Annotated in this window: 24 protein-coding genes; 10 read left to right on the top strand and 14 right to left on the bottom strand. The window is 65.1% G+C overall.

Going from position 1 to position 21,185, the window contains the following annotated elements:
* Nucleotides 1–114: 114 nt before the first annotated feature.
* From Q7U29_RS01920 to Q7U29_RS01905, 4 genes are all read right to left on the bottom strand, one after another.
* The gene (locus Q7U29_RS01920; protein ID WP_304737762.1) at nucleotides 115–1,251 is read right to left on the bottom strand and encodes a GGDEF domain-containing protein; all 1,137 of its coding nucleotides are present in this window, start codon (nucleotides 1,249–1,251) and stop codon (nucleotides 115–117) included.
* A gap of 179 nt (nucleotides 1,252–1,430) precedes the next feature.
* A complete protein-coding gene (locus tag Q7U29_RS01915; RefSeq protein ID WP_304737760.1) occupies nucleotides 1,431–1,706 on the bottom strand; it encodes a transglycosylase in 276 nt (91 codons plus the stop codon).
* 124 nt (nucleotides 1,707–1,830) lie between these two features.
* Nucleotides 1,831–2,016 (bottom strand): hypothetical protein, encoded by a 186-nt coding sequence (locus tag Q7U29_RS01910; protein ID WP_304737759.1) that lies wholly within the window; start codon nucleotides 2,014–2,016, stop codon nucleotides 1,831–1,833.
* Between the two features lie 135 nt (nucleotides 2,017–2,151).
* Nucleotides 2,152–2,391: a hypothetical protein gene (locus Q7U29_RS01905; RefSeq protein ID WP_304737757.1), complete on the bottom strand. Its 240-nt coding sequence runs from the start codon at nucleotides 2,389–2,391 to the stop codon at nucleotides 2,152–2,154.
* Nucleotides 2,392–2,746: 355 nt separating this feature from the next.
* Between Q7U29_RS01905 and Q7U29_RS01900 the strand changes: the two genes are divergently transcribed.
* The gene (locus Q7U29_RS01900) at nucleotides 2,747–2,911 is read left to right on the top strand and encodes a hypothetical protein (protein ID WP_304737755.1); all 165 of its coding nucleotides are present in this window, start codon (nucleotides 2,747–2,749) and stop codon (nucleotides 2,909–2,911) included.
* 23 nt (nucleotides 2,912–2,934) lie between these two features.
* Here Q7U29_RS01900 and Q7U29_RS01895 read toward each other — a convergent pair whose 3' ends face one another.
* The 4 genes from Q7U29_RS01895 to Q7U29_RS01880 all read right to left on the bottom strand — a co-directional run bounded on the left by Q7U29_RS01895 (nucleotide 2,935) and on the right by Q7U29_RS01880 (nucleotide 6,462).
* Nucleotides 2,935–3,123: a hypothetical protein gene (locus Q7U29_RS01895; RefSeq protein WP_304737754.1), complete on the bottom strand. Its 189-nt coding sequence runs from the start codon at nucleotides 3,121–3,123 to the stop codon at nucleotides 2,935–2,937.
* A gap of 56 nt (nucleotides 3,124–3,179) precedes the next feature.
* Nucleotides 3,180–4,940: a hypothetical protein gene (locus Q7U29_RS01890; protein WP_304737752.1), complete on the bottom strand. Its 1,761-nt coding sequence runs from the start codon at nucleotides 4,938–4,940 to the stop codon at nucleotides 3,180–3,182.
* Complete coding sequence (locus Q7U29_RS01885) at nucleotides 4,937–5,383, bottom strand: DUF3617 family protein (protein WP_304737750.1); 447 nt, start codon at nucleotides 5,381–5,383, stop codon at nucleotides 4,937–4,939. The genes Q7U29_RS01890 and Q7U29_RS01885 overlap by 4 nt, the downstream gene beginning before the upstream one ends.
* Before the next feature lie 155 nt (nucleotides 5,384–5,538).
* Nucleotides 5,539–6,462: a ketopantoate reductase family protein gene (locus Q7U29_RS01880; protein ID WP_304737749.1), complete on the bottom strand. Its 924-nt coding sequence runs from the start codon at nucleotides 6,460–6,462 to the stop codon at nucleotides 5,539–5,541.
* Nucleotides 6,463–6,593: 131 nt separating this feature from the next.
* Between Q7U29_RS01880 and Q7U29_RS01875 the strand changes: the two genes are divergently transcribed.
* Nucleotides 6,594–6,806 carry a hypothetical protein gene (locus Q7U29_RS01875; RefSeq protein ID WP_304737747.1) on the top strand — a complete coding sequence of 71 codons (213 nt, stop codon included), beginning with the start codon at nucleotides 6,594–6,596 and terminating at the stop codon, nucleotides 6,804–6,806.
* Between the two features lie 132 nt (nucleotides 6,807–6,938).
* A complete protein-coding gene (locus Q7U29_RS01870; protein WP_304737745.1) occupies nucleotides 6,939–7,133 on the top strand; it encodes a hypothetical protein in 195 nt (64 codons plus the stop codon).
* A 166-nt stretch (nucleotides 7,134–7,299) separates the two neighbouring features.
* Here the strand turns inward: Q7U29_RS01870 and Q7U29_RS01865 are convergent, their stop codons facing one another.
* Entirely contained in the window at nucleotides 7,300–8,745 is a 1,446-nt protein-coding gene (locus tag Q7U29_RS01865) for a short-chain fatty acyl-CoA regulator family protein (protein WP_304737744.1), read from the bottom strand.
* A gap of 183 nt (nucleotides 8,746–8,928) precedes the next feature.
* On the opposite strand from Q7U29_RS01865, the gene Q7U29_RS01860 reads away from it, so the two are divergent.
* The 4 genes from Q7U29_RS01860 to Q7U29_RS01845 all read left to right on the top strand — a co-directional run bounded on the left by Q7U29_RS01860 (nucleotide 8,929) and on the right by Q7U29_RS01845 (nucleotide 12,418).
* A complete protein-coding gene (locus Q7U29_RS01860; protein WP_304737742.1) occupies nucleotides 8,929–10,566 on the top strand; it encodes an isocitrate lyase in 1,638 nt (545 codons plus the stop codon).
* A 21-nt stretch (nucleotides 10,567–10,587) separates the two neighbouring features.
* Nucleotides 10,588–10,797: a hypothetical protein gene (locus Q7U29_RS01855; RefSeq protein ID WP_304737740.1), complete on the top strand. Its 210-nt coding sequence runs from the start codon at nucleotides 10,588–10,590 to the stop codon at nucleotides 10,795–10,797.
* 318 nt (nucleotides 10,798–11,115) lie between these two features.
* Nucleotides 11,116–11,673 carry a hypothetical protein gene (locus Q7U29_RS01850; RefSeq protein WP_304737739.1) on the top strand — a complete coding sequence of 186 codons (558 nt, stop codon included), beginning with the start codon at nucleotides 11,116–11,118 and terminating at the stop codon, nucleotides 11,671–11,673.
* Between the two features lie 64 nt (nucleotides 11,674–11,737).
* Nucleotides 11,738–12,418, top strand: coding sequence for a hypothetical protein (locus Q7U29_RS01845; RefSeq protein WP_304737737.1), 681 nt, complete (start codon nucleotides 11,738–11,740; stop codon nucleotides 12,416–12,418).
* Between the two features lie 11 nt (nucleotides 12,419–12,429).
* Here Q7U29_RS01845 and Q7U29_RS01840 read toward each other — a convergent pair whose 3' ends face one another.
* Complete coding sequence (locus Q7U29_RS01840) at nucleotides 12,430–13,317, bottom strand: metallophosphoesterase (protein ID WP_304737735.1); 888 nt, start codon at nucleotides 13,315–13,317, stop codon at nucleotides 12,430–12,432.
* 157 nt (nucleotides 13,318–13,474) lie between these two features.
* On the opposite strand from Q7U29_RS01840, the gene Q7U29_RS01835 reads away from it, so the two are divergent.
* The 3 genes from Q7U29_RS01835 (at nucleotide 13,475) to Q7U29_RS01825 (ending at nucleotide 15,543) form a co-directional block, all read left to right on the top strand.
* On the top strand, nucleotides 13,475–13,960 hold the full coding sequence (locus Q7U29_RS01835; RefSeq protein ID WP_304737893.1) for an NUDIX domain-containing protein: 486 nt from the start codon (nucleotides 13,475–13,477) through the stop codon (nucleotides 13,958–13,960).
* A gap of 65 nt (nucleotides 13,961–14,025) precedes the next feature.
* Nucleotides 14,026–14,961 carry a glycosyltransferase family 2 protein gene (locus tag Q7U29_RS01830; RefSeq protein WP_304737734.1) on the top strand — a complete coding sequence of 312 codons (936 nt, stop codon included), beginning with the start codon at nucleotides 14,026–14,028 and terminating at the stop codon, nucleotides 14,959–14,961.
* A gap of 69 nt (nucleotides 14,962–15,030) precedes the next feature.
* Complete coding sequence (locus tag Q7U29_RS01825) at nucleotides 15,031–15,543, top strand: GNAT family N-acetyltransferase (RefSeq protein ID WP_304737733.1); 513 nt, start codon at nucleotides 15,031–15,033, stop codon at nucleotides 15,541–15,543.
* A 194-nt stretch (nucleotides 15,544–15,737) separates the two neighbouring features.
* Here Q7U29_RS01825 and Q7U29_RS01820 read toward each other — a convergent pair whose 3' ends face one another.
* The 4 genes from Q7U29_RS01820 to Q7U29_RS01805 form a co-directional block, all read right to left on the bottom strand.
* Nucleotides 15,738–18,056, bottom strand: coding sequence for a TonB-dependent receptor (locus tag Q7U29_RS01820; RefSeq protein ID WP_304737731.1), 2,319 nt, complete (start codon nucleotides 18,054–18,056; stop codon nucleotides 15,738–15,740).
* 235 nt (nucleotides 18,057–18,291) lie between these two features.
* Nucleotides 18,292–18,705 carry a DUF2946 domain-containing protein gene (locus Q7U29_RS01815; RefSeq protein ID WP_304737730.1) on the bottom strand — a complete coding sequence of 138 codons (414 nt, stop codon included), beginning with the start codon at nucleotides 18,703–18,705 and terminating at the stop codon, nucleotides 18,292–18,294.
* 162 nt (nucleotides 18,706–18,867) lie between these two features.
* A complete protein-coding gene (locus Q7U29_RS01810; RefSeq protein ID WP_304737728.1) occupies nucleotides 18,868–20,931 on the bottom strand; it encodes a hypothetical protein in 2,064 nt (687 codons plus the stop codon).
* Between the two features lies 1 nt (nucleotide 20,932).
* The coding region (locus tag Q7U29_RS01805; RefSeq protein WP_304737726.1) for a DUF4159 domain-containing protein at nucleotides 20,933–21,185 on the bottom strand (253 nt) is incomplete at its 5' end.

Here is a 21,185-nt window from a genome sequence, read left to right as displayed (position 1 = left end):
GAGGCAAGATCACGCGCCAGTCCGGGGTCAAGGAAAGCGAAGACGCGGTTGAGGCGACCGCGGCGGTGAAGCCAAAGCGCAAGGCGGTCTACAAGGGACGCTAGTCGCAAGTCTTCACAGCCGGTCAACGGCGATCCGGTTGCGGCCGCCTGCCTTGGCGGCGTAGAGCGCGCGGTCGGCGCGCGCCAGGATCGCGTCGGAGGAATCCTCCGGCGCGAGTGTCGCAAGGCCGGCGGAAATCGTCACGTCCATGTCGATCGCGAAGGCTTTCCAGTCGAGCTCCGCGATCATCACGCGCAGCCGCTCCACGATCGGTCCCGCCTCGTCGCGCGCCGTGTCGGGCAGCACCAGCAGGAATTCCTCGCCGCCATAGCGGCCGAACCGGTCATTGGCCCGGATGTTGGCGAACACCGTGATCGCCAGGGTGCGCAGCACCTCGTCGCCGGCGGGATGGCCATATCCGTCGTTGATGCGCTTGAACCAGTCGATGTCGATCATGGCCACCGAGCACGGCTTGCCGCGGTGGCCGCGGGCAATTTCATCGTCCAGCATCTTCACGATGCTGCGGCGGTTCGGCAGTCCCGTCAGTTCATCGGTTTGCGCCAGTTCCTCGATGCGCAGATAGGCCAGTCTGAGCTCGACCGTGCGCTGATGCAGCGACTTCCGCATCGAGCTTCCGAACAGGCCGATATAGGCGCACTGGCCGATCGTCACGAAAAATGAAAAGGCCGCGGCCAGCCATTCCGCCGTGGTCGCCGTCGGCAGCGCGATCGGGGCTTTCTGCAACAGGAATATCGCGGAGACGGCGGCACCGGTCAGCGCCCACAGAATGATCGCTTCCCGGGACGTCATTCGCAGCGACGCAAATCCGAAAATCACGAACATCACGCTGACAAACAGATAGCCGATCTCGGGCGCCGCCAGCAGGAAGCCGAGCTGCAGCACGATGTTCGAGGCGGATTGCGGTGTGGTCAGGAAATGATCCTCGAACCGGTCGCTGGCGCCGGTTTCCGACAGCGCTGCGAACAATCCGTTGAGGCCGATCCCGCACAGCAGGAAGGTCACGGGGATGGCGATCGGGACCGTGCCGGCATAGGCATAGATCCACAGCACGATATCGCCGAGCAGATAGCTCATGGCCTGAAGCACGAGCATCTCGCGGCGCTGCCCGAGTCGCCGCTGCGCCACGTCGGGCGGCAACGCCCTCGCGCCCGATCGGTCCTCGTTGACTGCCAGAACTGCGCGGCTCATTCACCTCGTCCGGGGTTAGACGCGCGACGCTACGTGAGGAACGTTTAGGTTTGGTGTCGCTGTCAGGAACCGGACATTGCCCGTGGTGCGACGGATGCACCAAAAGCTCCGTAGTTCTACAGAGCGGGGCTATCGCTGCCCGCGGCAAAACCGCCTGCGGAACTGCTGCGGGGACAGGATCATTTGGCCATCCGCCAGGCGAACAGCACCGCGGCCGCGCCGAGTGCCGCTGCGATCGCCGCCATCACCAGCCCGCTGCCGAGCGCCAGCAGCACCGCGATGTGATAGCCGATGAACGCGCCGGCGATTCCCACCAGCGCGCTGGTGATGATGCCGCGGCTGGATCCGGAGAATTGACGGGCCAGCCATGATGGCCCCGCCAGCCGGTCGAACAGCAAGCCGGCGGCAATGCCGATGACGAGGATGACAAGGAAGGTAACGGCGGGATCGCGCATGCGGGTCGCCTCGATGGTTGCGGGTCCAGGCGGGCTGCCTTGGAGTTCGGCGTCGAACTTCGGGAAGGGTGCGCCTTTGCGCAAGGAAAGTCCAAGGGAAGTCGACGAAATTCGTTTCGCCGGTTCAGCCCTTCAGCGCCTGCCGCTGCTTATTCAGCGAGCCGCGCCGGCTGATCTTCGCCTTCGCGATACGAACTGCGTCCGCCCTGGTGGTTTGCTTCGAGGCTTTCTTCGGCTTCTTGGTCGTCTCGGACGTCGGCCGCGATTGCATCGGCGTGATCGAACCATGTTCGACGGGCTGAACGCTCATGGGACCAGTCAACGGTGGATTCGGCCGGGGCATGGCTGATAACGCCTTGCGGGCCAACTGGTTCAATCCAGCTTCTGAAGAAGACAGGCTTTTCCAATCAACGTGGCTGATTCGGAGCGACGCGTTCCGGCGGCGTCAGCGATCGAACGGCAGGGTGGCTTGATCCTCGGACCAGTCGATGACCTCGAAAAACATCCCGCGCTTGAGCATCTCGGCTTCCAAGTCGGCGGCGTGCTTCTTCCAGTCGGGAGTCTCGCGCACGCGAAACCGGCGTTCCTCGCCGAGCCCGGCAAGCGCATCGTCCGACGCCAGCGCGCCGCGCACGCTCTCATACATCATGGTCAGGCTGTCGTTGTTGAAGGCTCGATAATCCATGGGGACTCCGCCCGATGAAATCGCCGCCCTGCGCCCGAGCGACGGCTCCTGCCCAAGGGCAGCGGCAAATGTGCGCCCGATCGGTTAATCCTGCGTTGCAGCCGCGGCGCGGGCCGCGGCATGTATCGGCTAACGGGTCGCGCAACCCGCCGGCCGCGCGCGGAAATCCCGGCCGCACCGTGGGGTGAATTAGGGTTAAGAACAATTGGAACCCGGCCGCGCGACCGGGCTGGCCGCGGCCATGGTATCAACCTCCCGTTAAGCGAACGCGTCAAAACAAGAGACTCAGCCCGGTCCTGATTCAACCAGAACCGAAAGGCTCCACAGGGGACGGACGATCGTGGGTTCCAACGGAATGAGAATGATGCTTGGCCTCGCTGCACTGGCCGCCTTCGGAGCGGCCGAGATCGCCGTCGTCTACGGCGTCGTCGGCGCCATCATGGAATTGACGCTAGGCGTGGACGTGCCGCTGATCGGGCTGGTGGATGCAGGCGACGGTGCATCGGCGGGACGCACGTAAGGCGCGGTCCGTAAAAATCCTGCCTATGCTCCGGCGGCTTTTGCGCTACCCGCGGCGACGATCACCCGGAGAGCGACATCGATATGGTCGAACTCGCGCCCGAGGCGCGCATTGGCTTGTTTCAATAGGTAGGCATCGTCCATTTCCTCGAACACATCTTTGCCGGACGCTTTGGCGTGGCCAACGCGCCTGCGGCAGGCGAGCTGGTTCAATCCGGCGAGAACCAGCTTCGGAATACGAAGCCGCGTCAGGCAGCATGCCGCAACTCTCAACGCTGCCTGTCGAGTTGCCGCGAGTGCGGCCGCGCTGTCGGTTTCAATCGCTGTACCGGCGCGATGATCGGGCGTGGCCGTTGTGGCGGCGCCGACACCGGCGGCCGCCGCGGCGGCGGGCGCACTACCGGTGGGGCGGGCGGCTGCCGCGGGACGACACCGAAATCGGGCCTGCCGGGCTTCCGCGCAGGCCGGGTCGATTTCGGCGGCGGTGGCATGTAGACCGGCGGCGCGAGGCAAGCCGTCGATCCCGGCTTCGCGGTCGAGCCGGCCGGGCAGGGCTCGCACGAGCCGGTGCTGCCGATCATGTATTTCGCATAGGTGTTGGCAGGGCATGCCTGACAGCCGCTGCCTTGCAGGATTTCTCCGGGCTTGCAGAGATTGACGCACCTGTTGCTGCCGCGCTGCGGATCCGGCTTCTGGCCGATCGGGCAATGCACGCAGGCGAGCTGCTTGGCATCGTAGATTTCGGTCGAGGTGCAGGCCCGGCACAGCCCGCCCTCGAGCTGATAATTGTCCGGACAGCCGCACACCAGCTTGCCGTTGCTCATGCGCGGAACTTGTCCGAGCGAGGGACACTGGCACGACTTCTTGCTGCCGAAGAAGAAGCCTTCCTGCATCGGCGCCGGGCAGAGGCACGCCGTCAGCGTCTTCTTGCCTGAAGGACCGAGCTGGTAGACCGGCTGGTAGCCGGCCGCGCAACCGCAGACGCCGGCGGTAAGCGGCACGGCGTTGGCCACGCCCTCGCACGGCATGCATTTCAGCCAGGTCCGCCAGTTACTCGCGCTCCATGGGTCCTTCAGTCCCATCGGCGTGGCGTTGTGCCAGGCGAGCCAGGCGGGATCGGCGGCGCACTGCGATCCGACCGGGCAGGTGGATTGCGACGGATCGAAACTGGCGCAGAGCTGCGGCTTGCCGCCCGGTCCCGGCTGGCAGGTGCATTTCAGGTCCGCCGGGCATTTGTAATAGGAGACAGGGCTCGGATCCGAACCCGAACAGTACGAGCTGTCCGGCAGGCACCAAGCCGTGCTTGGCGCATAACATGCGACGTCCCCTTTCGGCGGCGGCGCGGTGGTAGGCAGATCGTCGCCGCCGGCGATCGCATCGATCACGCCTTCGAAGGCATCGACGAAGCCGTTGATGAAATCCTCGATCGCCGTCAGTGCGCCCTTGACGCCTTCGGCGATGACGTTGGCGATCTCCTGCAGCACCGCGCCGCAGGATTCCGCCATCGCCTTGAGATTGGCCAGTGATTTCTCCAGCCCCTCGATGCCGTAGACCGCGACCGCGCAGCCGCAGCCGATCTCCTGGGTCACGACCTGACCCAGCGCGTTGTCGGTGATCCATTGCGCGAGCTTCTGGCTGTCTTTCCTGACATCGTCGGGGATGCTGATGCCGAGCCTGTCGGCGGCTCCGAGCACCACCTCGGCGGTGATCTTGGGGATCATGTTCTTGCACTCATCCGCCGAATGGAAGACGCCGGCCTGCTTCATCACGATCAGGGTCGCGACGATGGCCTGGAATTGCAGGCTCGGGTCGGCGAGCAGTCCCATGCAGGGAATATTCTCGGGATGGCTGAGAAAGTCATAGGCGGCCTCGAGTTCCGCCGCGGAGACCGCCGCCTTGGCGAGGCTGGCGACGCAGTCGCCTGCGTCGCTGGCGCGCGCTGGCGCTGTATTGAACGCCAGCACGGCGGCGACGAGGATGGCCTGCAACGCCGCTGCGATCCGCCCCGGCCTGAGCGCGCGGCCGATCACTTCGGGCACTCCCCGATGCGCCGTCCCTCGATGGTCAGGGTGGAGGCCAGCGTCTTGCCGGCGAACGTCGTCTCCGATTTCACTGTCGCGACGTAATGTTGCGCGCCGTCGAAAGCGTAGGACGCCGTCGCCCGCAGCGGCATCTCGGGCGCGCACTGGATGCTCCAGCTCATGCCGGTATCGGTCTTGCGCGGCTCGATGCTTTTGCAGGTGCCGGTCGCGGTGATGAGGTCGCGCTGCAGCCTGGCGCCGAAATCGCGCGCCTTCTCCGGTGTCATGCAGATGGTGCGAAGCGGCCGCGTCTTCACGACGCCGCTGCGCTCGGTCTTGCTGGCGATCTCCCACTGGCCCGGTTGCGGCGCCTCGGCGGCGAGCGCGACACCCGCGGCGAGGACCAGCGCAGCCGCGAAGCTGCAAGCAATGAAAGTCAGCCTTCGCCGCATCGGTCAGCCCACCTTTGGGATGAAATCTCATCCCGGACCGGATCGGCCGCCTTGCGCCGGATCAAACCGCAGGCTTTTTTTAGCCGGGCGGCGGCTTGGCGATTTTCTTCTTCTGCAACGACGAACTCGCGTGAGTGATCCTCAGGGCGAGACGCTCACCCCATCTTCCCCATCGCATACGGCTTCAGCATCGCATACATCACGCTGTGCGTCGGCGTCGCCACGCCGAGCTGGCGGCCGAGCTCCGCGACCTTGCCGCCGAGCCAGGGCAATTCCAGCCGGTTGCCGCGTTCGAGATCGAGCGCCATCGAGGCCTTCATGGTGGGCGGGGCGTGGCGGTTGAATTCCAGAATTTTGGCGAGTGCATCGGCCGGCAGCGCCACGCCCCTGGCGCGGGCGACGTCGATCACTTCCTGGTGGGCGGCGATGAAGACCGGTCGGATGTCGGGATCGTCGCGCAGCTGGCCGATCGGCTGGCGCGCCAGCGCCGTGATGCTGGCGTTGGTGGCGAGCAGCACGAACTTCATCCAGAGCTCGGTCAGGATCTGATCGCTCAGGGTGGCGTCGAAACCGGCCTTCTGGCACAGCGCCAGAAAATCCCCGGCGCGCTGGCTGCGTTGGCCGTTGAGCTCGCCAAAGATCATGCGCATGAAGGTGCCGACCTGGGTGATCGTGCCGGGCGCGGTGATCGAGGCCGAGATCTGCGCCACGCCGCCCATCACGGCGCGCTCGCCCAGAATCGGGATCAGCCGCTCGGGCGCGTCGATGCCGTTCTGCAGCGGGATCACGGCGGTGCCGGGACCGACCAGCGGCTTGATGCGTTCGCCGGCGCTTTCGACGTCCCACAGCTTGACGCAGAACAGCACGATGTCGACGGGACCGATCTCGGCGGGATTGTCGGTCGCCCTGGTCGGCACCAGATGGGTGTCGCCGCGGGGGCCCAGCACCTTCAGGCCGGCGCTCTTCATGGCGGCCAGATGCGCGCCGCGCGCGAGGAAGCTGACATCGGCTCCCGCTTTCGCCAGCGCGGCGCCAAATCCGCCGCCGACTCCGCCAGCGCCGACTACCGCGATCCGCATCAATCTATCTCCCTGACCAAAGTCTTTGTTGGGCTGCCCGCAGATTGCCACGCCGGAGTGCCAATACGGACCGGAACAATGTGTGATATTTCCTGGCGCCCGATCATCGCACAGTGTTCCGGAGGTGGCGAATGAACAAGTTCCTGAAATGCACCGCAGCCCTGTTCGTCCTGCTCACCGCAACCGAGGCGTCCGCGCGCGGGGCGGCCGCCAGCATCATGAGCTCGCCCGGCTATGAACGACGCCTGCAGGAGTCCCGCGGCCAGGTCCCGAACCAATCGGGCTCGGTTCTCTCGACCCGACCGGCGCGCGTTCACCCCCCGAAAAAGCGTCATCGCCATTGATGCGGCGACCGCGATCCCCGCCGGTAAGGTTGACAGGTTAGCTTAACCGGCGACTTCGATTGCGGCGGGATCGTCGCGCGCTATCGTGTGAAGCGCCGGAGATTTTCCATCCGGCGCATGGCGGATTCCAACATGCTCGCTGAAGGCCGGGAGCGATTTCGAATACTGGGCCTGAGCCCGAAACCGGCATGGGCCGAGGTCTGGCACCTGTGGAACGTGATCGTTCCCCGCCGATCGATCACCGGCCGCCTGCTGACCGGCCAGGTCTGGCGCCGCCACGACGGCCGCCGCTGGATCTACAAGAAATTCATCGAGTATGGCAGCTGACCGCGGCGACAAGTTCCACGTCGTCCCTGCGAACGCAGGGACCCATAACCACAGCCATCAGCGATTGCGGTAAGAACGTCCAACAGCCTTATTTAAATGCAGGCGACACGGCGTATGGGTCCCTGCGTTCGCAGGGACGACGAGGGTATGGGTCGAACGCTCGCGCTCACAGCTCCCTCGCATTGCTGAACGCGAACGAACTCACCCGCCGCGTGTTCTCGTCGAGAATAAGTGTCCGCGTGATCGGCGGTTCGGCGCGCTGGCTGCAGTTTTCGCGTTCGCACAGCCGGCAGTTGACGCCGATCGGGGTGCCCTCGGCTTTTTCCAGATCCATCCCGGTGGCGTAGACCAGTTTTGCGGCGTGGCGGATTTCGCAGCCCAGCCCGATGGCAAAGCGTGGCTGCGGCTGTGGGTGCGGCGCCACCGGCCGGCGCACCATCTGCGCGATCGAGAAGTAGCGCGTGCCGTCGGGCAGTTCGATCACCTGCTTGAGCAGCCGGTCCGGCGTATCGAAGGTCGAATGCACGTTCCACAGCGGACAGGTGCCGCCGAATTTCGAAAACGGGAACGTACCGGAGGAGAACCGCTTTGACACGTTGCCGGCATTGTCGACGCGCAGCAGGAAGAACGGTACACCGCGCGCATTGGGCCGCTGCAGCGTGGTGAGGCGATGGCAGACCTGCTCGAAGCCGGCGTTGAAGCGCTGCGCCAGCACATGGACGTCGTAGTTCAGGGCTTCCGCCGCGCCATGGAACGCCTGATAGGGCATCATCACGGCAGCGGCGAAATAGTTCGCCAGCGTGATGCGGTACAGCCGTCGCGGCGTATCGTCGAGCGGGCCGGCGCGGTTGACGATGGCATCGAAAGTGCCGCTGCTTTCGGTGAGACCGATCTGGAACGCCAGCTGGAAGGCGCGGCCGGGGCTGTCCACCAGTTCGGAAATCAGCAGTTGCCGCCGATGCCGGTCGAACCGCCGCAAGGTCTCGCGCATGACGTCGACCGGCATGATGCGGGTGACCACGGAATGTTTTTCACGCAAGCGCGCCGCCAGCGCCGCGAACAGTTCTTCCGCGGGCACGTTCAGTTCGTCGCGCAGGGTTTCGGCTGATTGTTCCAGCTCGGGGAAATAATTGCGGTTGGCCTCGATCAGGTCGCGGATACGCTCGATCGGATTGGCCTCAAAGCGGGTGCCTTCGTCGCGGTCGGCCATTTGCGCGGCCACCATGGTCTCGCCGCGGCGGGCCTCGGTATAGGCGGCATAGAGGCGCTGCAGGGAATGCGTCACCCCGGGGCACAATTCGGCGAGATCGCGCAGTTCCTGCTTTGGCAGGTCGATCTGGCGGAACAGGGGATCGGAGAAGATCTCGTTCAGCTCGGCGAAGAAGCGGTCCTCGTCGGCGGTGGCGAGGTCGCGCAAATCGAGGTCATAGGTTTCCGCCAGCCGGAGCAGCAGCTGCGCCGTCACCGGCCGCTGGTTGCGCTCTATCAGGTTGATATAGCTCGGAGAAATCTCCAGCCCCTCGGCCATCTGGGTCTGCGACAGCCCCAATTGCTGGCGGATTCGCCGGAACCGGGGGCCGACGAACAGCTTTTTTGCGGAATCGTTGGCCATGGCGGTAGCCTTTTGTGACAAACATTACAACGTGACATCTATGACAAGTACGGATGTTACATGACATCACCATTAAATGACAAGCTATCTATACGAATTCAGCAGTTTAGCGTTTAGCTCTCGGCACGTTTCGCAATGCACTGTCACGAATGTCAGTGGTCGTCACCGAAAAGGATCATGCACATGAACTACCAGCCACGTGGGATCAGCGACCAGGCTGTCCAGGGACCGGCTTCCTATCTCAGCGAGCTTGGAGCCGCCGAGGCGCTGCTCAAGACCCAGCCGACCTGGAATGGCGTCACCGCCGAGGCCGTGGCGCGCATGCGCCTGCAGAACCGCTTCAAGACCGGCCTCGACATCGCCCGCTACACCGCGGCGCTGATGCGCAGCGATATGGCTGCCTATGACGGCGATCCGACCAAGTACACCCAGTCGCTCGGCTGCTGGCATGGCTTCATCGCTCAGCAGAAGCTGATTTCGGTCAAGAAGCATTTCGGTACGACCGATCGCCGCTATCTGTATCTGTCCGGCTGGATGATCGCGGCACTTCGCTCCGAATTCGGACCGCTGCCGGATCAGTCGATGCACGAGAAGACCTCGGTGCCGGCGCTGATCGAGGAGCTCTACACCTTCCTCCGTCAGGCCGACTCCCGCGAGCTCAACGATACCTTCCGCGCCATCGACGCCGCCCGCAAGGCTGGCGACCAGGCGAAGGAAAAGGCATTGATCGAAAAGGTCGACAACTTCCAGACCCATGTCGTGCCCGTCATCGCCGACATCGACGCCGGTTTTGGCAATGCGGAGGCGACCTATCTGCTCGCCAAGAAGATGATCGAAGCAGGTGCGTGCGCGCTGCAGATCGAAAATCAGGTCTCCGACGAAAAGCAGTGCGGCCATCAGGACGGCAAGGTGACCGTGCCGCATGAGGTGTTCCTGGCGAAGATCCGGGCCTGCCGCCATGCCTTCCTCGAACTGGGCGTCGAAGACGGCATCGTCGTGACCCGCACCGACTCGCTCGGCGCCGGTCTCACCCAGCAGATCGCCGTGAGCCACAAGCCCGGCGACCTCGGCGATCAGTACAACAGCTTCCTGGATTGCGAAGAGGTTGATGCCACGAAGGTCGGGAACGGCGACGTCATCATCAGCCGCGGCGGCAAGCTGCTGCGCCCGAAGCGGCTGCCCAGCAACCTGTATCAGTTCCGCGAAGGCACGGGTGCGGATCGCTGCGTGCTCGACTGCATCACATCGCTGCAGAACGGCGCTGACTTGTTGTGGATCGAAACCGAGAAGCCGAATATCGAGCAGATCGCCTCGATGGTCGACCGCATTCGCGAGGTCATTCCGAACGCCAAGCTGGCCTACAACAACTCGCCCTCGTTCAACTGGACGCTCAACTTCCGTTGGCAGGTGTACGACGCGATGAAGGAAGCCGGCAAGGATGTCAGCAAGTACAATCGGGCCGAGCTGATGAAGCCGGAATACGACGATACGCCGCTGGGCCGTGAGGCCGACGAGCGCATCCGCACCTTCCAGGCGGATTCGGCAAAGCGTGCCGGCATCTTCCATCATCTGATCACGTTGCCGACCTATCACACGGCAGCGCTGTCGACCGACAATCTCGCGAAGGAGTATTTCGGTGAGCAGGGCATGCTGGGCTATGTGAAGAATGTTCAGCGTCAGGAGATCCGTCAGGGTATCGCCTGCGCCAAGCATCAGAACATGGCCGGCTCCGATATCGGCGACGATCACAAGGAATATTTCGCCGGTGAAGCCGCTCTGAAGGCGGGCGGCGCCCACAACACGATGAACCAGTTCGGCTAACGGTAAGAACAGGAGACGATCATGACCAAAGGCAGCAATTTCTGGGTGATTGGCGGCGAGTTCGGTTCGATGAACTTCCACAAGCTCGTGGAAGGCTCGGCCCAGGTACAGGGGCCGTTCAAGACCCGCCAGGAAGCCGAGGATGCCTGGCGCGCCGTCTCGGAAGAGAACCGGCACAAGGCCGGCGTGCGCTTCTCCATCGTGGAAGAGCCCGCCCGCGTCTCGGCGTAAGGCCCGCTGCCAAGAACCAGAAGAAGGCGTCCAGGGACGAGAGCGGCCCCATTCGGTAACCCCGGATGGGGCCGTTCTTTTATCTCCCTCTCCCGCGATTGCGGGGGAGGGCCGGGGTGGGGGAGCTTCAACAGACTCAGTCGCTGAGAGAGCCCCCACCCGCCGCGCAAGCGCGCGGCGACCTCCCCCGCAAGCGGGAGAGGTAAGTAAGAAAGAATCCTGCGGCTTAACCCCTTGGGAACAAAGAACCTTTGCGCAAAACGTGGTTACTGATAGGTTAACGCTTCGGGGACCCTCAGGACAAAGGCGATCAAGCGGATGTCAGACGCGCAGAATATCGGGAGCCAGGCCGTCAGCAGCACGCGTCCAGTCCGTCTGCGCGATGCCCTGCGGCGGGCGCGGATCGAAGCCGCCGACCGCACCGGGGTGGTGGTCGATCTGCGCGACGCCGAAGTGGCGCGGCTGGAAATTCTCAACGACGCGCTGGAGCCCCTGTTCGCGCAAATCCCCGAAAAGGTCGACCTGTTCGACCGCGGCATCAGCCAGGGCGACACGCCGCGGCTGTGGATCGACGTCGTCGCCCATGTGCTGATGGGCCGCGACAAGCGCATCTACCGCTTCGTGCAGGACACCCGCTTCGGCCGCATCGTGATTTCAGAGTCGCATGACGTCGCCGCCATCGTCGACGCCGTCACCGACTACGTCGCCCGCCGCATGATCGAGCGTGAGCACGCGCTGGTCGCAACGCCGGCGCCGGAGCCGGTCGTCGTCGAACAGAAGCGCCGCAGCGGCTTCTGGACCTTCGTGCTCGGTTTCCTCGCCGGTGCCATCGCGCTGTTCGGCCTGGCGCTGTTCGCGACCTTGCGGAATCTCTAGCCGCACCGGAGCAGCGTCGATGTCTCCGGTGATAGCGATCGTCCTGATCGGGATCGGCGCGGTCGTGCTGTTCGTGATCGTCCCCCGCTGGCTGCAGCTTCGACGCGCCGAATTCATCCGCACCTATCGCTGGCCGGCCGGGCTGCTGGAGCGGCTCGAGAAACATCGTCCGGGCCTCGAGCGAAAAAACAGCGCGCTGGTGTCGCGCGGCCTGCGCCAGTTTTTCATCGCCTATCTGATGAGCGGCAAGCGCTACGTGTCGATGCCGTCGCAGGTCGCCGACGATCTGTGGCACGAGTTCATTCTCTATACCCGCGAATACGATGCATTTTGCCGGCGCGGCTTCGGCGGCTTCCTTCACCATACGCCGGCGGTGGTGCTGTCGGAACACCGCAAGAGCAATGAGGGTCTTCGTCGCGTGTGGTGGTACTGTTGCAAGTACGAGAACATCGACCCGGTCAACCCGACCCGCCTGCCGCTGCTGTTCGCGCTGGACTCCAAGCTGAATATTCCGGGCGGATTCGTCTATCACCCGCAATGCGAAGAGCTGCGGAAAAGCGGCAGCGGCGCAGCCTATTGCGGTGGCGATTTCGCGGATGGTTCCGTCGACGGCGGCACAGCGGGCTTCGGCGACGGCGGCAGCGATGGCAGCGGACATGGCAGTAGCGACGGCGGCAGCGGCGATGCAGGTGGTGGAGGCGGTGACGGCGGAGGAGGTGGCGGCTGCGGAGGAGGCGGCGACTGACGCGCTGGTCGCTATGACAGCCGTGCTCGCCTTACCTCGCGAACGCGCAGCGCATCGTCCACCCCCCGCACGGTCTGTTCGCACCGCCACGCATCGCCCTCGCGTTCGATCGAAAACAGATTATAGGCCGCCGCCGGATAGCGGCCATGGGCCATGGCGGAGGCCGACGGCACGCCGACGACAGGGATTTTCCCGCGCGGCCCGTCGATCCAGATCGTGGAGTGAACGTGATCGTGCCCGTGCAGGACCAGTTCGACGCCGTGCCGTTGCAACAGCGCGATCAGATCAGCCGAATCGGTCAGCCGCTTGATGCGGGAATCCGAACGCAGCGGATGATGGATCAGCAGCACGCGGAACGCCTGGGCAGCGGCGAGCCCCGCCAGCATGCGCTCCAGCCTGTCGAGCTGCCCGCGCCCGAGCCATCCGGTCGCCATCAAGGGCGGTGTCGGGACCGCCGACGACGCGCTGATCAGCGCCAGCGGACCGCGCCGGCGCAGCAGCGGAAAGGCGATATCGCCATCAGGCTCGTCGCCGCGGAGATAATCTCCCCAGGCCTCCGCAATGCGGTGCCGGGTGGCGCGAACATAGGCGTCGTGATTGCCGGGGATCACCGTAACGCGATCCGCCGCACCGACGCTTTCCAGCCAGGCCCGCGCCGGCGCGAACTCGGCGTCCAGCGCCAGATTGACGAGGTCGCCGGTGACCGCGATCTGGTCCGGCGCCTGCGCCTGCAGGTCCGACACCAGCGCATCCAGCACCTCGCGCCGGTGGATCTTGTGCCGGTTGCGCGTCCAGTTGAGATAGCCGAGTGCGCGCTTGCCCATGAGATCGCGCCACCCTGCCGCGGGCATCGGCGGCAAGTGCGGATCCGACAGATGCGCCAGCGTGAATGCCGCCATCAGCCCGGTTCGCTTCGGTTGCCTGCGGGACGGAGCCGCCGCGCGATCATCTCGTGATATCCCCTGGAAATCCCTCCAAAGTATTGGCAAGCCGGCTGGCGCGGCGCAAGGATCAATCAAGGATCAAACGCGATGTCAGGATATGAGTTCGATGGCGATGAACCTGCAGAAGCTGCGAACCACGCTTGAGCCGGTGCTGCGGCGGGTTTTTCATCTCTATTGGCGGTTCGCCCGCGGCATGACGCTGGGGGTCCGCGCCGTGGTGCTGGACGGCGATGACAGGGTATTTCTGGTCAAGCACAGCTACGTCTCGGGCTGGCATCTGCCGGGCGGCGGCGTCGAGGTCGGCGAAACCTTTCGCGAGGCGCTGCGCCGCGAACTGGCGGAGGAGGGGCGGATCGAGCTTGCCGGCGATCCGTTGCTGCATGGACTGTTTCTCAACAGCCATGTTTCCCGCCGCGACCACGTCGCGGTCTATGTGATCAGGCAATTCCGGCAGGACCGGCTGCCCGAGGCCAACCATGAGATCGTCGCCTGCGGCTTCTTCGACGCGACAGCCTTGCCGGAGGACACCACCCGGGGCACCCGCCTGCGGATCGCGGAGGTGCTCGGGGGCAGGGAGCCGACCGCGACATGGCGCTAGCGGGCGGCAACCGGTAAAAGCGTGCGCGACCTCATGACAAACCTGATTCGGCTGATAGCCTGGCGATGATCACACCGACGATGCGGATTGCGGTTCTGGTGCCGTGCTTCAACGAGGAAGCCGCGGTCGCAACCGTGATCGCGGACTTTCGCAAAGCCCTGCCCCAGGCCCAAATCTTCGTCTACGACAACAATTCGTCGGACCGGACCGAAGCGGTGGCGCGCGAGGCGGGCGCCGAGGTGCGCAGCGAACGCCGCCAGGGCAAGGGCCATGTGGTGCGGCGGATGTTCGCCGATGTCGATGCCGACATCTACCTGCTGGTCGACGGCGATGCGACCTACGACGCCGCCAGCGCGCCGCGCATGATCGAGATGCTGCTGTCGGATCATCTCGACATGGTAGTCGGTTTTCGCGTCGACCAGTCTGTGGCCGCCTACCGGCCCGGCCATCGCACCGGCAACTGGATGCTGACCAACTTTCTCTCCGCGGTGTTCGGCCAGGCCTTCAAGGATATTCTTTCCGGTTATCGGGTGTTCTCGCGGCGCTTCGTCAAATCCTTCCCGGTGTTGTCGGACGGTTTTGAAATCGAGACCGAGCTCAGCGTGCACGCCCTCGAGCTGGCGCTGCCGGTCGCCGAGATCGAGACGCCCTATTACGCCCGGCCGGAGGGATCGTTCAGCAAGCTCAACACCTGGCGCGACGGATTTCGCATCCTCGGCACCATCCTGAAACTCTACCGCTCGGAAAAGCCGCTGCGTTTTTTCACCGCCATCGGAATTTTCCTGACGCTGGTTTCGATCGGCCTCGCGATCCCCGTCGTCGTCACCTATCTCGAGGAAGGCCTCGTGCCACGGCTGCCGACGGCGGTGCTGTCGATGGGCCTGATGATCCTGGCGGTGCTGTCGGTGTCGTCGGGGCTGGTGCTCGATACGGTGACGCGCGGACGGCGTGAGATGAAGCTGCTGGCCTATTTGTCCCAGGGACCCGTCAACAGGAGCTGATACGGTCGGGAATTTACCTGGGATGGCCGATGGACCGCGCGTCCGCCAGATGCTATCCCGCGCCCCAGCATGAGCGACCTCTCACTGACCATATTGGCCGAGACCCCCAGCGACGCGCTGCCGATCGAACGCCTGCACCAGCGCACCTTTGGGCCCGGCCGCTTCGCGCTGAGCGCCTACCGGTTGCGCGAGCATGTCGATCATTTGCTCGACCTGTCCTTCACCGCCCGGATCGGCACGCTGCTGGTCGGCTCGGTGCGGCAACTGCCGATCTGCGTCGGCGATACCAGGGCATTGCTGCTGGGGCCGCTCACGGTCGAACCGCCGTTCCGCAGCCGCGGCGTCGGCCGCAAGCTGCTGGATCGCGCGCTGAACGACGCCAAAGCCAGGGGGCATCGTCTCGTACTGCTGGTCGGCGACGAAGCCTATTACAGCCGCGTCGGCTTCAAGCCGGTTCCGAAGGGACGGATGACCATGCCCGGCCCGGTCGACTACAGCCGCCTGCTCGTGGCCGAGCTCGTCGATGGCGCGTCCACCGATGTCTCCGGCGCAATCCGCCCGGACTGGAGCCTGGCCCGGTAGCTCGCTCGCGCTTACCGAGAGTGACCTGTAGCAGGCTACAAGACTGACCCATCAACATCATTGCGAGCCAACGGGTCGCGCGAATGCGCGCCCGATGACAGGCTCCGCGAAGCAATCCATTCTTACTTTCTCTGTAAGGCGACATGGATTGCTTCGTCGCAAGGGCTCCTCGCAATGACGTTGATGGAGTTTGGTCAGAACTTCAAATTCGCGAACGCTCTTACCCCGATCCCCGGCATCAACACCTCATCCTTGTTGTACGATACCGAATTGCGCATGTTCTCGTTCAGCAGGTTGTTGCCGACCAGACCCACCATCATTTCGCGGGCGCCGAACCAGCTCGCATCGAGTTTGGTCTTGTAGCTGATTTCCGCCTTCAGGAGATTATAGCCCGCGGTCGGGGTTTCACCGATCACGGCGATATGGTTCTGCGCGAAGGCGTGCAGATAGTTGATCCGCGCCAGCCAGTTCGCATCGCGCCAGAACACGCCGACGCCGGCGCGCACCGGCGGAATCCTGGGAACGTTGCTGCCGTCGGAGAAGGTGGCGCGGACGACGTCGAACTGGCTTTCGATGCCCCAGATGCCGCCGTGGAACTGGCCGACATCGAGCTGGCTCTGGAATTCGGCGCCGCGGAAGGTGGCGTCGCGCTGGGAATAGATCGCCTGATTGAGCTCCAGGGGAGAAGCCGGATCCGCTGGACCGACGCAGGCGACGTCCTCGCACGTGTTGCCGGTCAGGCGCCGGTAGATGAAGCCGCTGAACTGCGTGTAGAAGGCGGTGGCTTCGAACCGCAGCGGTCCGGTTGCCCGCCGCAACCCGATCTCGACGGATTTGGCGGTCTCGATGCCGAGATTGGGATTGCCGATGTCGAAGGTCACGGTCGCATCGTGTCCGCCACGCGAAAACAGTTCGGCCGGCTTCGGCGCGCGTTCGACATATTGGCCGGTGATGCTGGCAACGAGGCCGGCTGGAAGGTTCTGGATCAGGCCGATGCTTCCGCTTTTCGGCGTAAAGGACAGGTTGCGCGCCGTCGGCGGGCCGATATCGCCGGGGTTTGCGGCGAGGTCGAACAGTTCGGGAATGAATGCGGGCGTCGTTCCCGTGAGGTTGACGCGCTCGATGCGACCGGCGATCTGCGCCTTGGTGGTGTCGGTGAATTTCAGCTCGTTGAACACGTAGCCGGCGACCTTGGTGTTTTTGTTGGGATCGAACAGGCCGTTGAGCGGCGAGGTCGGATCGTCGGGGCTTGGCGCGGTCAGTTCCTGATGGCTTGCCTGCAGGCCGAGTGCGGTGGTTACCGTCGCAAAGCGCGCGTTGAACGGCATCAGCTGCATCTCGACGCGGCCTTCCTGCTCCTTGTTGGTGAAGCTCTGCCGCACGCCAAGGGTCGTCGGATCGGCGATGTCAGCGAGGCCGATCTCGTTGTGCTTGTAATCGGTGGCGCCGGCCCAGAAGCGGATCGCCTCGATCGCCGCGGCATCGGGCCGATACTCGCCCTTGGCCGTGATCTTGGTCTGGCGCGCGTCGATCCGGGTTTGGTGATCGGCGCCGTCGATTCCGGGGATGCGATAGATCGTATCGTTCTGCGTGATCGCAGCGCCGACAAAACCGCCGTCGAAGATGTAGGAGCCGCCGATCGACCCGCCGGCCGCCTGCGAAGCCGAGTTGGGCTGGCGGCCGTTGACGGGCCGGGTCTGGTCGAACAGATACGGGTAGCCCGGAATGCTGTAATCGCTGCCCTTGCGGCCATAGGCGTCGGCATGCACGGCGAAATTGCCGGCGCCGGCATCGAGCAGGATGCCGCCTTCGACGCCGCGATCGACCGAGCTGACCGCCGTTCGCGTTTCCACGGTCACGCACGACGGCGACTGTACATTGGCGAGCGGCGCCTTGAGTGGGTCCTTGGCGGGGAGGCCGTAGCTCTGGAACGGCGCCGCCGCGCAGGAGGGCAGGGCATCGGGAATCCGGTTGTTGGAAGCACTGACGACGCCGCCGATCGCGCTCGATCCATAGCGCATGGTCGCGGGTCCGCGGATCACTTCGATCTGGTTGGTCGCGAGCGGGTCGATCGGGACGAAATGATCCTCGCCGAGATCCGAAGCGCCGTTGCTGCCAATGCCGTTTTCGACGATGCCGACGCGATTGACGTCGAGCCCCCGGATGATCGGCCGGCTCGACGCGCCCGGCGCAAAGCTGGAGCCGGTAATGCCCGGCTTGGAAGACAGGAGATCGCCGAGCGTGGCGCCGCCGGAGCGGCGGATTTCCTCGTTCGGCACCACCGTAACCGTGGCGAACTGATCGGTGACGATGGGCAGGACGCCCTGTTGGGGCGCGGTGGCGGCGGGCACCGGTTGCGCTGGCGGCGCCGGCTCGCGATTGGGGGCAGCGCGCGCGACCCGCGAAGGCGTTCGCGACGGGGTGGTATTCCGCCGCTGAATCGGGCTCGGCGCGGTCACCGTGATTTCCGGCAGCTGCGTGGCGGGCCGCGCTGGCGTTGCGTCCTGCGCCATCGCGCCGCTGCCCATCGCGCACAGGAATAGCCAGCTTGCTCCACTGGCGTGGAATGCTCGTCTTGTTGGGAATATCATTGTCCAGATCCTGAGAGAGCCGCGACCGGATTCGTTCTCGTTGACGAATTCGGAAAGCGCCTGCCGTCGATGTGCGACGGACCGATTTCGAATTATCCCGGCAGAATCGGCCGCTGACGACGCGGCGATCCCTTCAGGGAGCATCAAGCCATCGATGTCAGGAGGCGGGGGGAGCGCGAGGCTGGAAAGCGATGCCGACCGGGTTCAGATCGACGAACGCGGCGTCGGTGACGCGATATCGAAATGCTTCGGCTTGCGGCAGCAGCAATACCGGCGGCGTTGAGAACAACACCGTGCGCGCCAGCGCGATGACGGCGCAGATGGCGCAGTCTTCGCCCGGGTGCCGGTCGGAATCGTCATGGGACGCCGGCAGCGAGGCAGACGGATCGACGGCGTCGGCCGTGGCGAGTGCGGCGGAAATATCGGACTGCGAGGCGACCGATTGAACGGCCAAGGCCGCCGCCTGCGCGGCGCCCGCGTGGAAATGCCCGAACGACAGCCCAAACTGCAGCGCCAGCGCCAACAGCGCCAGCAGAGCCCCGTGTTTGATGTTCGCGCGAAACCACTTCATGCCGACAGGCGCCCCACATCGAACGGCCGGGACATCCCGACCCGCCAAATGTTATGTTATAACATCCGGTCATCGGGCGGGTGTCAACCGTGGTCGAACCGCCCATGGGACGAATTCGCCAGGTGCGTGTGATTTGCGCAACGGCCGGCGAGCGAGCGCGGATCAGCGCCCCTCGCGCAGCCACGTCGCCGCAAACGCGCCGAGCAGCAGCAAGAGGCCGATCAGGCCGGCGAAGATCGGCAGCACGCCGACGCCGCGCACCACGCTGGCATCGCGCATCTTGACGCCCATCCAGCCATCGCCGCGGAAAATGCCGGAGGCGCGTACCGGTACGATGCGCGGTACCTCGAAGCTGGAGCCGTCCACCAGGCGCCGTGCGTTGCCGCCGGTGGCCTGCGCCAGCGGCTTGAGCATGTCAGTGGTGGAAGTGACCTCGGAAAATTCCTTGGGGTTGGTCGGGCCGACATTGATCAGCGCCTTCAGCGTGCCGTCGGTGGCCTGCCACAGGCCGAGTTCGCTGGCCGGGATCGACGAGCGCCAGCTGCCGGGTTCGCTGCTGCTCAGCGTCAGCTCGCGGGTGGTGCCGGAGGGTGACGTCACCGTCACCGGCGGGACGCTGTCGGCCATGGTCTGGCGCAGCACCACGAGGTCCTTGCCGCTGATCTGAAGCCGCAGCGCTTCCTCGTCCAGGTCAGGCTGTTTCATCAGCCAGTGCGAGGTTCGTCGCAGCAAATCGAGATGCGGCCCGCCGCCCTCATAGCCGCGCGCCCACAGCCAGATATGGTCCGACAGCAGAAGCGCGACGCGGCCCTCGCCGACCCGCGACAGCAGCAACAACGGCTTGCCGTCGGCGCCGGTCATGACCGGAGGGGTGGTGGCATTGCGGGTGTCGACGGTGCGGAAGAACCGGCTCCAGCGCGGCGGTTCGCTGGCGGAGCCTTCCAGCCCGCGCGTCACCGGATGGCGTTTACCGGCGTCGCTCAGATGCGCGTAATAGGGCTTCTCGGAGACGCCGACCGGCTCTGCCGGCAGCACCGAATCCAGCGGCGTGCGCCAGATGCTGGTGGTCGACGCATAATCCGGGCCTGCCGACACCAGCACCGCGCCACCGGCGCGCACGTAGCGCGCCATGTTGTCGAAATAGGGGATCGGCAGCACGCCCTGGCGGGCGTAGCGGTCGAAAATGATCAGCTGGAATTCGTTGATCTTCTGCTGGAACAGTTCACGGGTTGGAAACGCGATCAGGCTGAGTTCGTTGATCGGCGTGCCGTCCTGCTTCTCCGGCGGACGCAGAATCGTGAAATGCACGAGATCGACGCTGGCGTCGGATTTCAAGAGGTTGCGCCAGGTGCGCTCGCCGGAATGCGGCTCGCCGGAGACCAGCAGCACTCGCAATTTGTCGCGCACGCCGTCGATCGCCACCACCGCGCGGTTGTTGACCAGCGTCAGTTCGTTGGGCAGCGGCGAGGCCTCGATCTCGATGATGTTCGGCCCGGCATGCTTGATGTCGACATCGATATTGACGGTCTGGCCGCTCAGGACGGTGCGCTCGTTGATCACCTCGCCGTCGCGGCGCACCACGATCCTGGCGCGCTCGCCGCTGACGCCCTGGTCGTCGAGCCGGTAGGTGATGGTCTGCGCCTGGCCGACGATGCCGAAGCGCGGGGCGGCCGCGATCGCGATGCGCCGGTCGCGCTCGTCCTTGCGGCCGGTGATCAAGGCATGCACGGGGGCCTGGAATCCGACCGCGGCGGCATTGGCGGGAATGTCGTGCACCCGGCCGTCGGTGATCAGGAAGGCGCCGGCGACGCGATCGACCGGAACGTCCGACAGCGCCGACGACAGCGCGCCGAACAGCTTGGTGCCGTCGGTTTCGCCGTCGGCCTGCCCGGCCTCGACGACGCGGACCTCGACGCCCTTGATCTTCTTGAGGCTGTCGACCAGCGCCTCGCGCGCCCTTTCGGTTTCGCCGGTGCGTTCGCCGAAATTCTGGCTCGGGCTCCTGTCGATCACGACGGCGGCGACCGACGACAGCGGCTCGCGGTCCTCGCGGGTAAACGACGGATTGGCCAGCGCCAGCAGGATCAGCGCCAGCGCGGTAACGCGCACGGCGGCGCCGCGGGCGCGGGCGAGCAACAGCAGCGCCGCGATCACGGCGATGGCGGCCAGCGCGATCCAGAGCACCAGCGAGGGGACGAGCGGGGTGAAGGCGATACCGTATTGCATGCTATTGCCCGAGCCGTTCGATCAGCGCCGGCGCGTGCACCTGGTCGGCCTTGTAGTTACCGGTCAGCGTGTACATCACGATGTTGACGCCGGCGCGGAAGGCGAATTCGCGTTGCCGCGGTTCGCCCGGCGTCAGCGGCAGCATCGGCTGGCCGTCCGGACGCAAGGCCCAGGCGCCGGCCAAATCGTTCGAGGTAATGATGATCGGCGAGACGCCGTCGCCGCCGCGGGCCGGCCGCGAGGCGGCCTCGTCG

It is taken from the genome of Bradyrhizobium sp. (assembly GCF_030654605.1).
In the GTDB taxonomy this organism is placed as follows: domain Bacteria; phylum Pseudomonadota; class Alphaproteobacteria; order Rhizobiales; family Xanthobacteraceae; genus Bradyrhizobium.
Note: the sequence above shows the minus strand (reverse complement) of the source record. Positions and strands in the feature narration are given on the sequence as shown.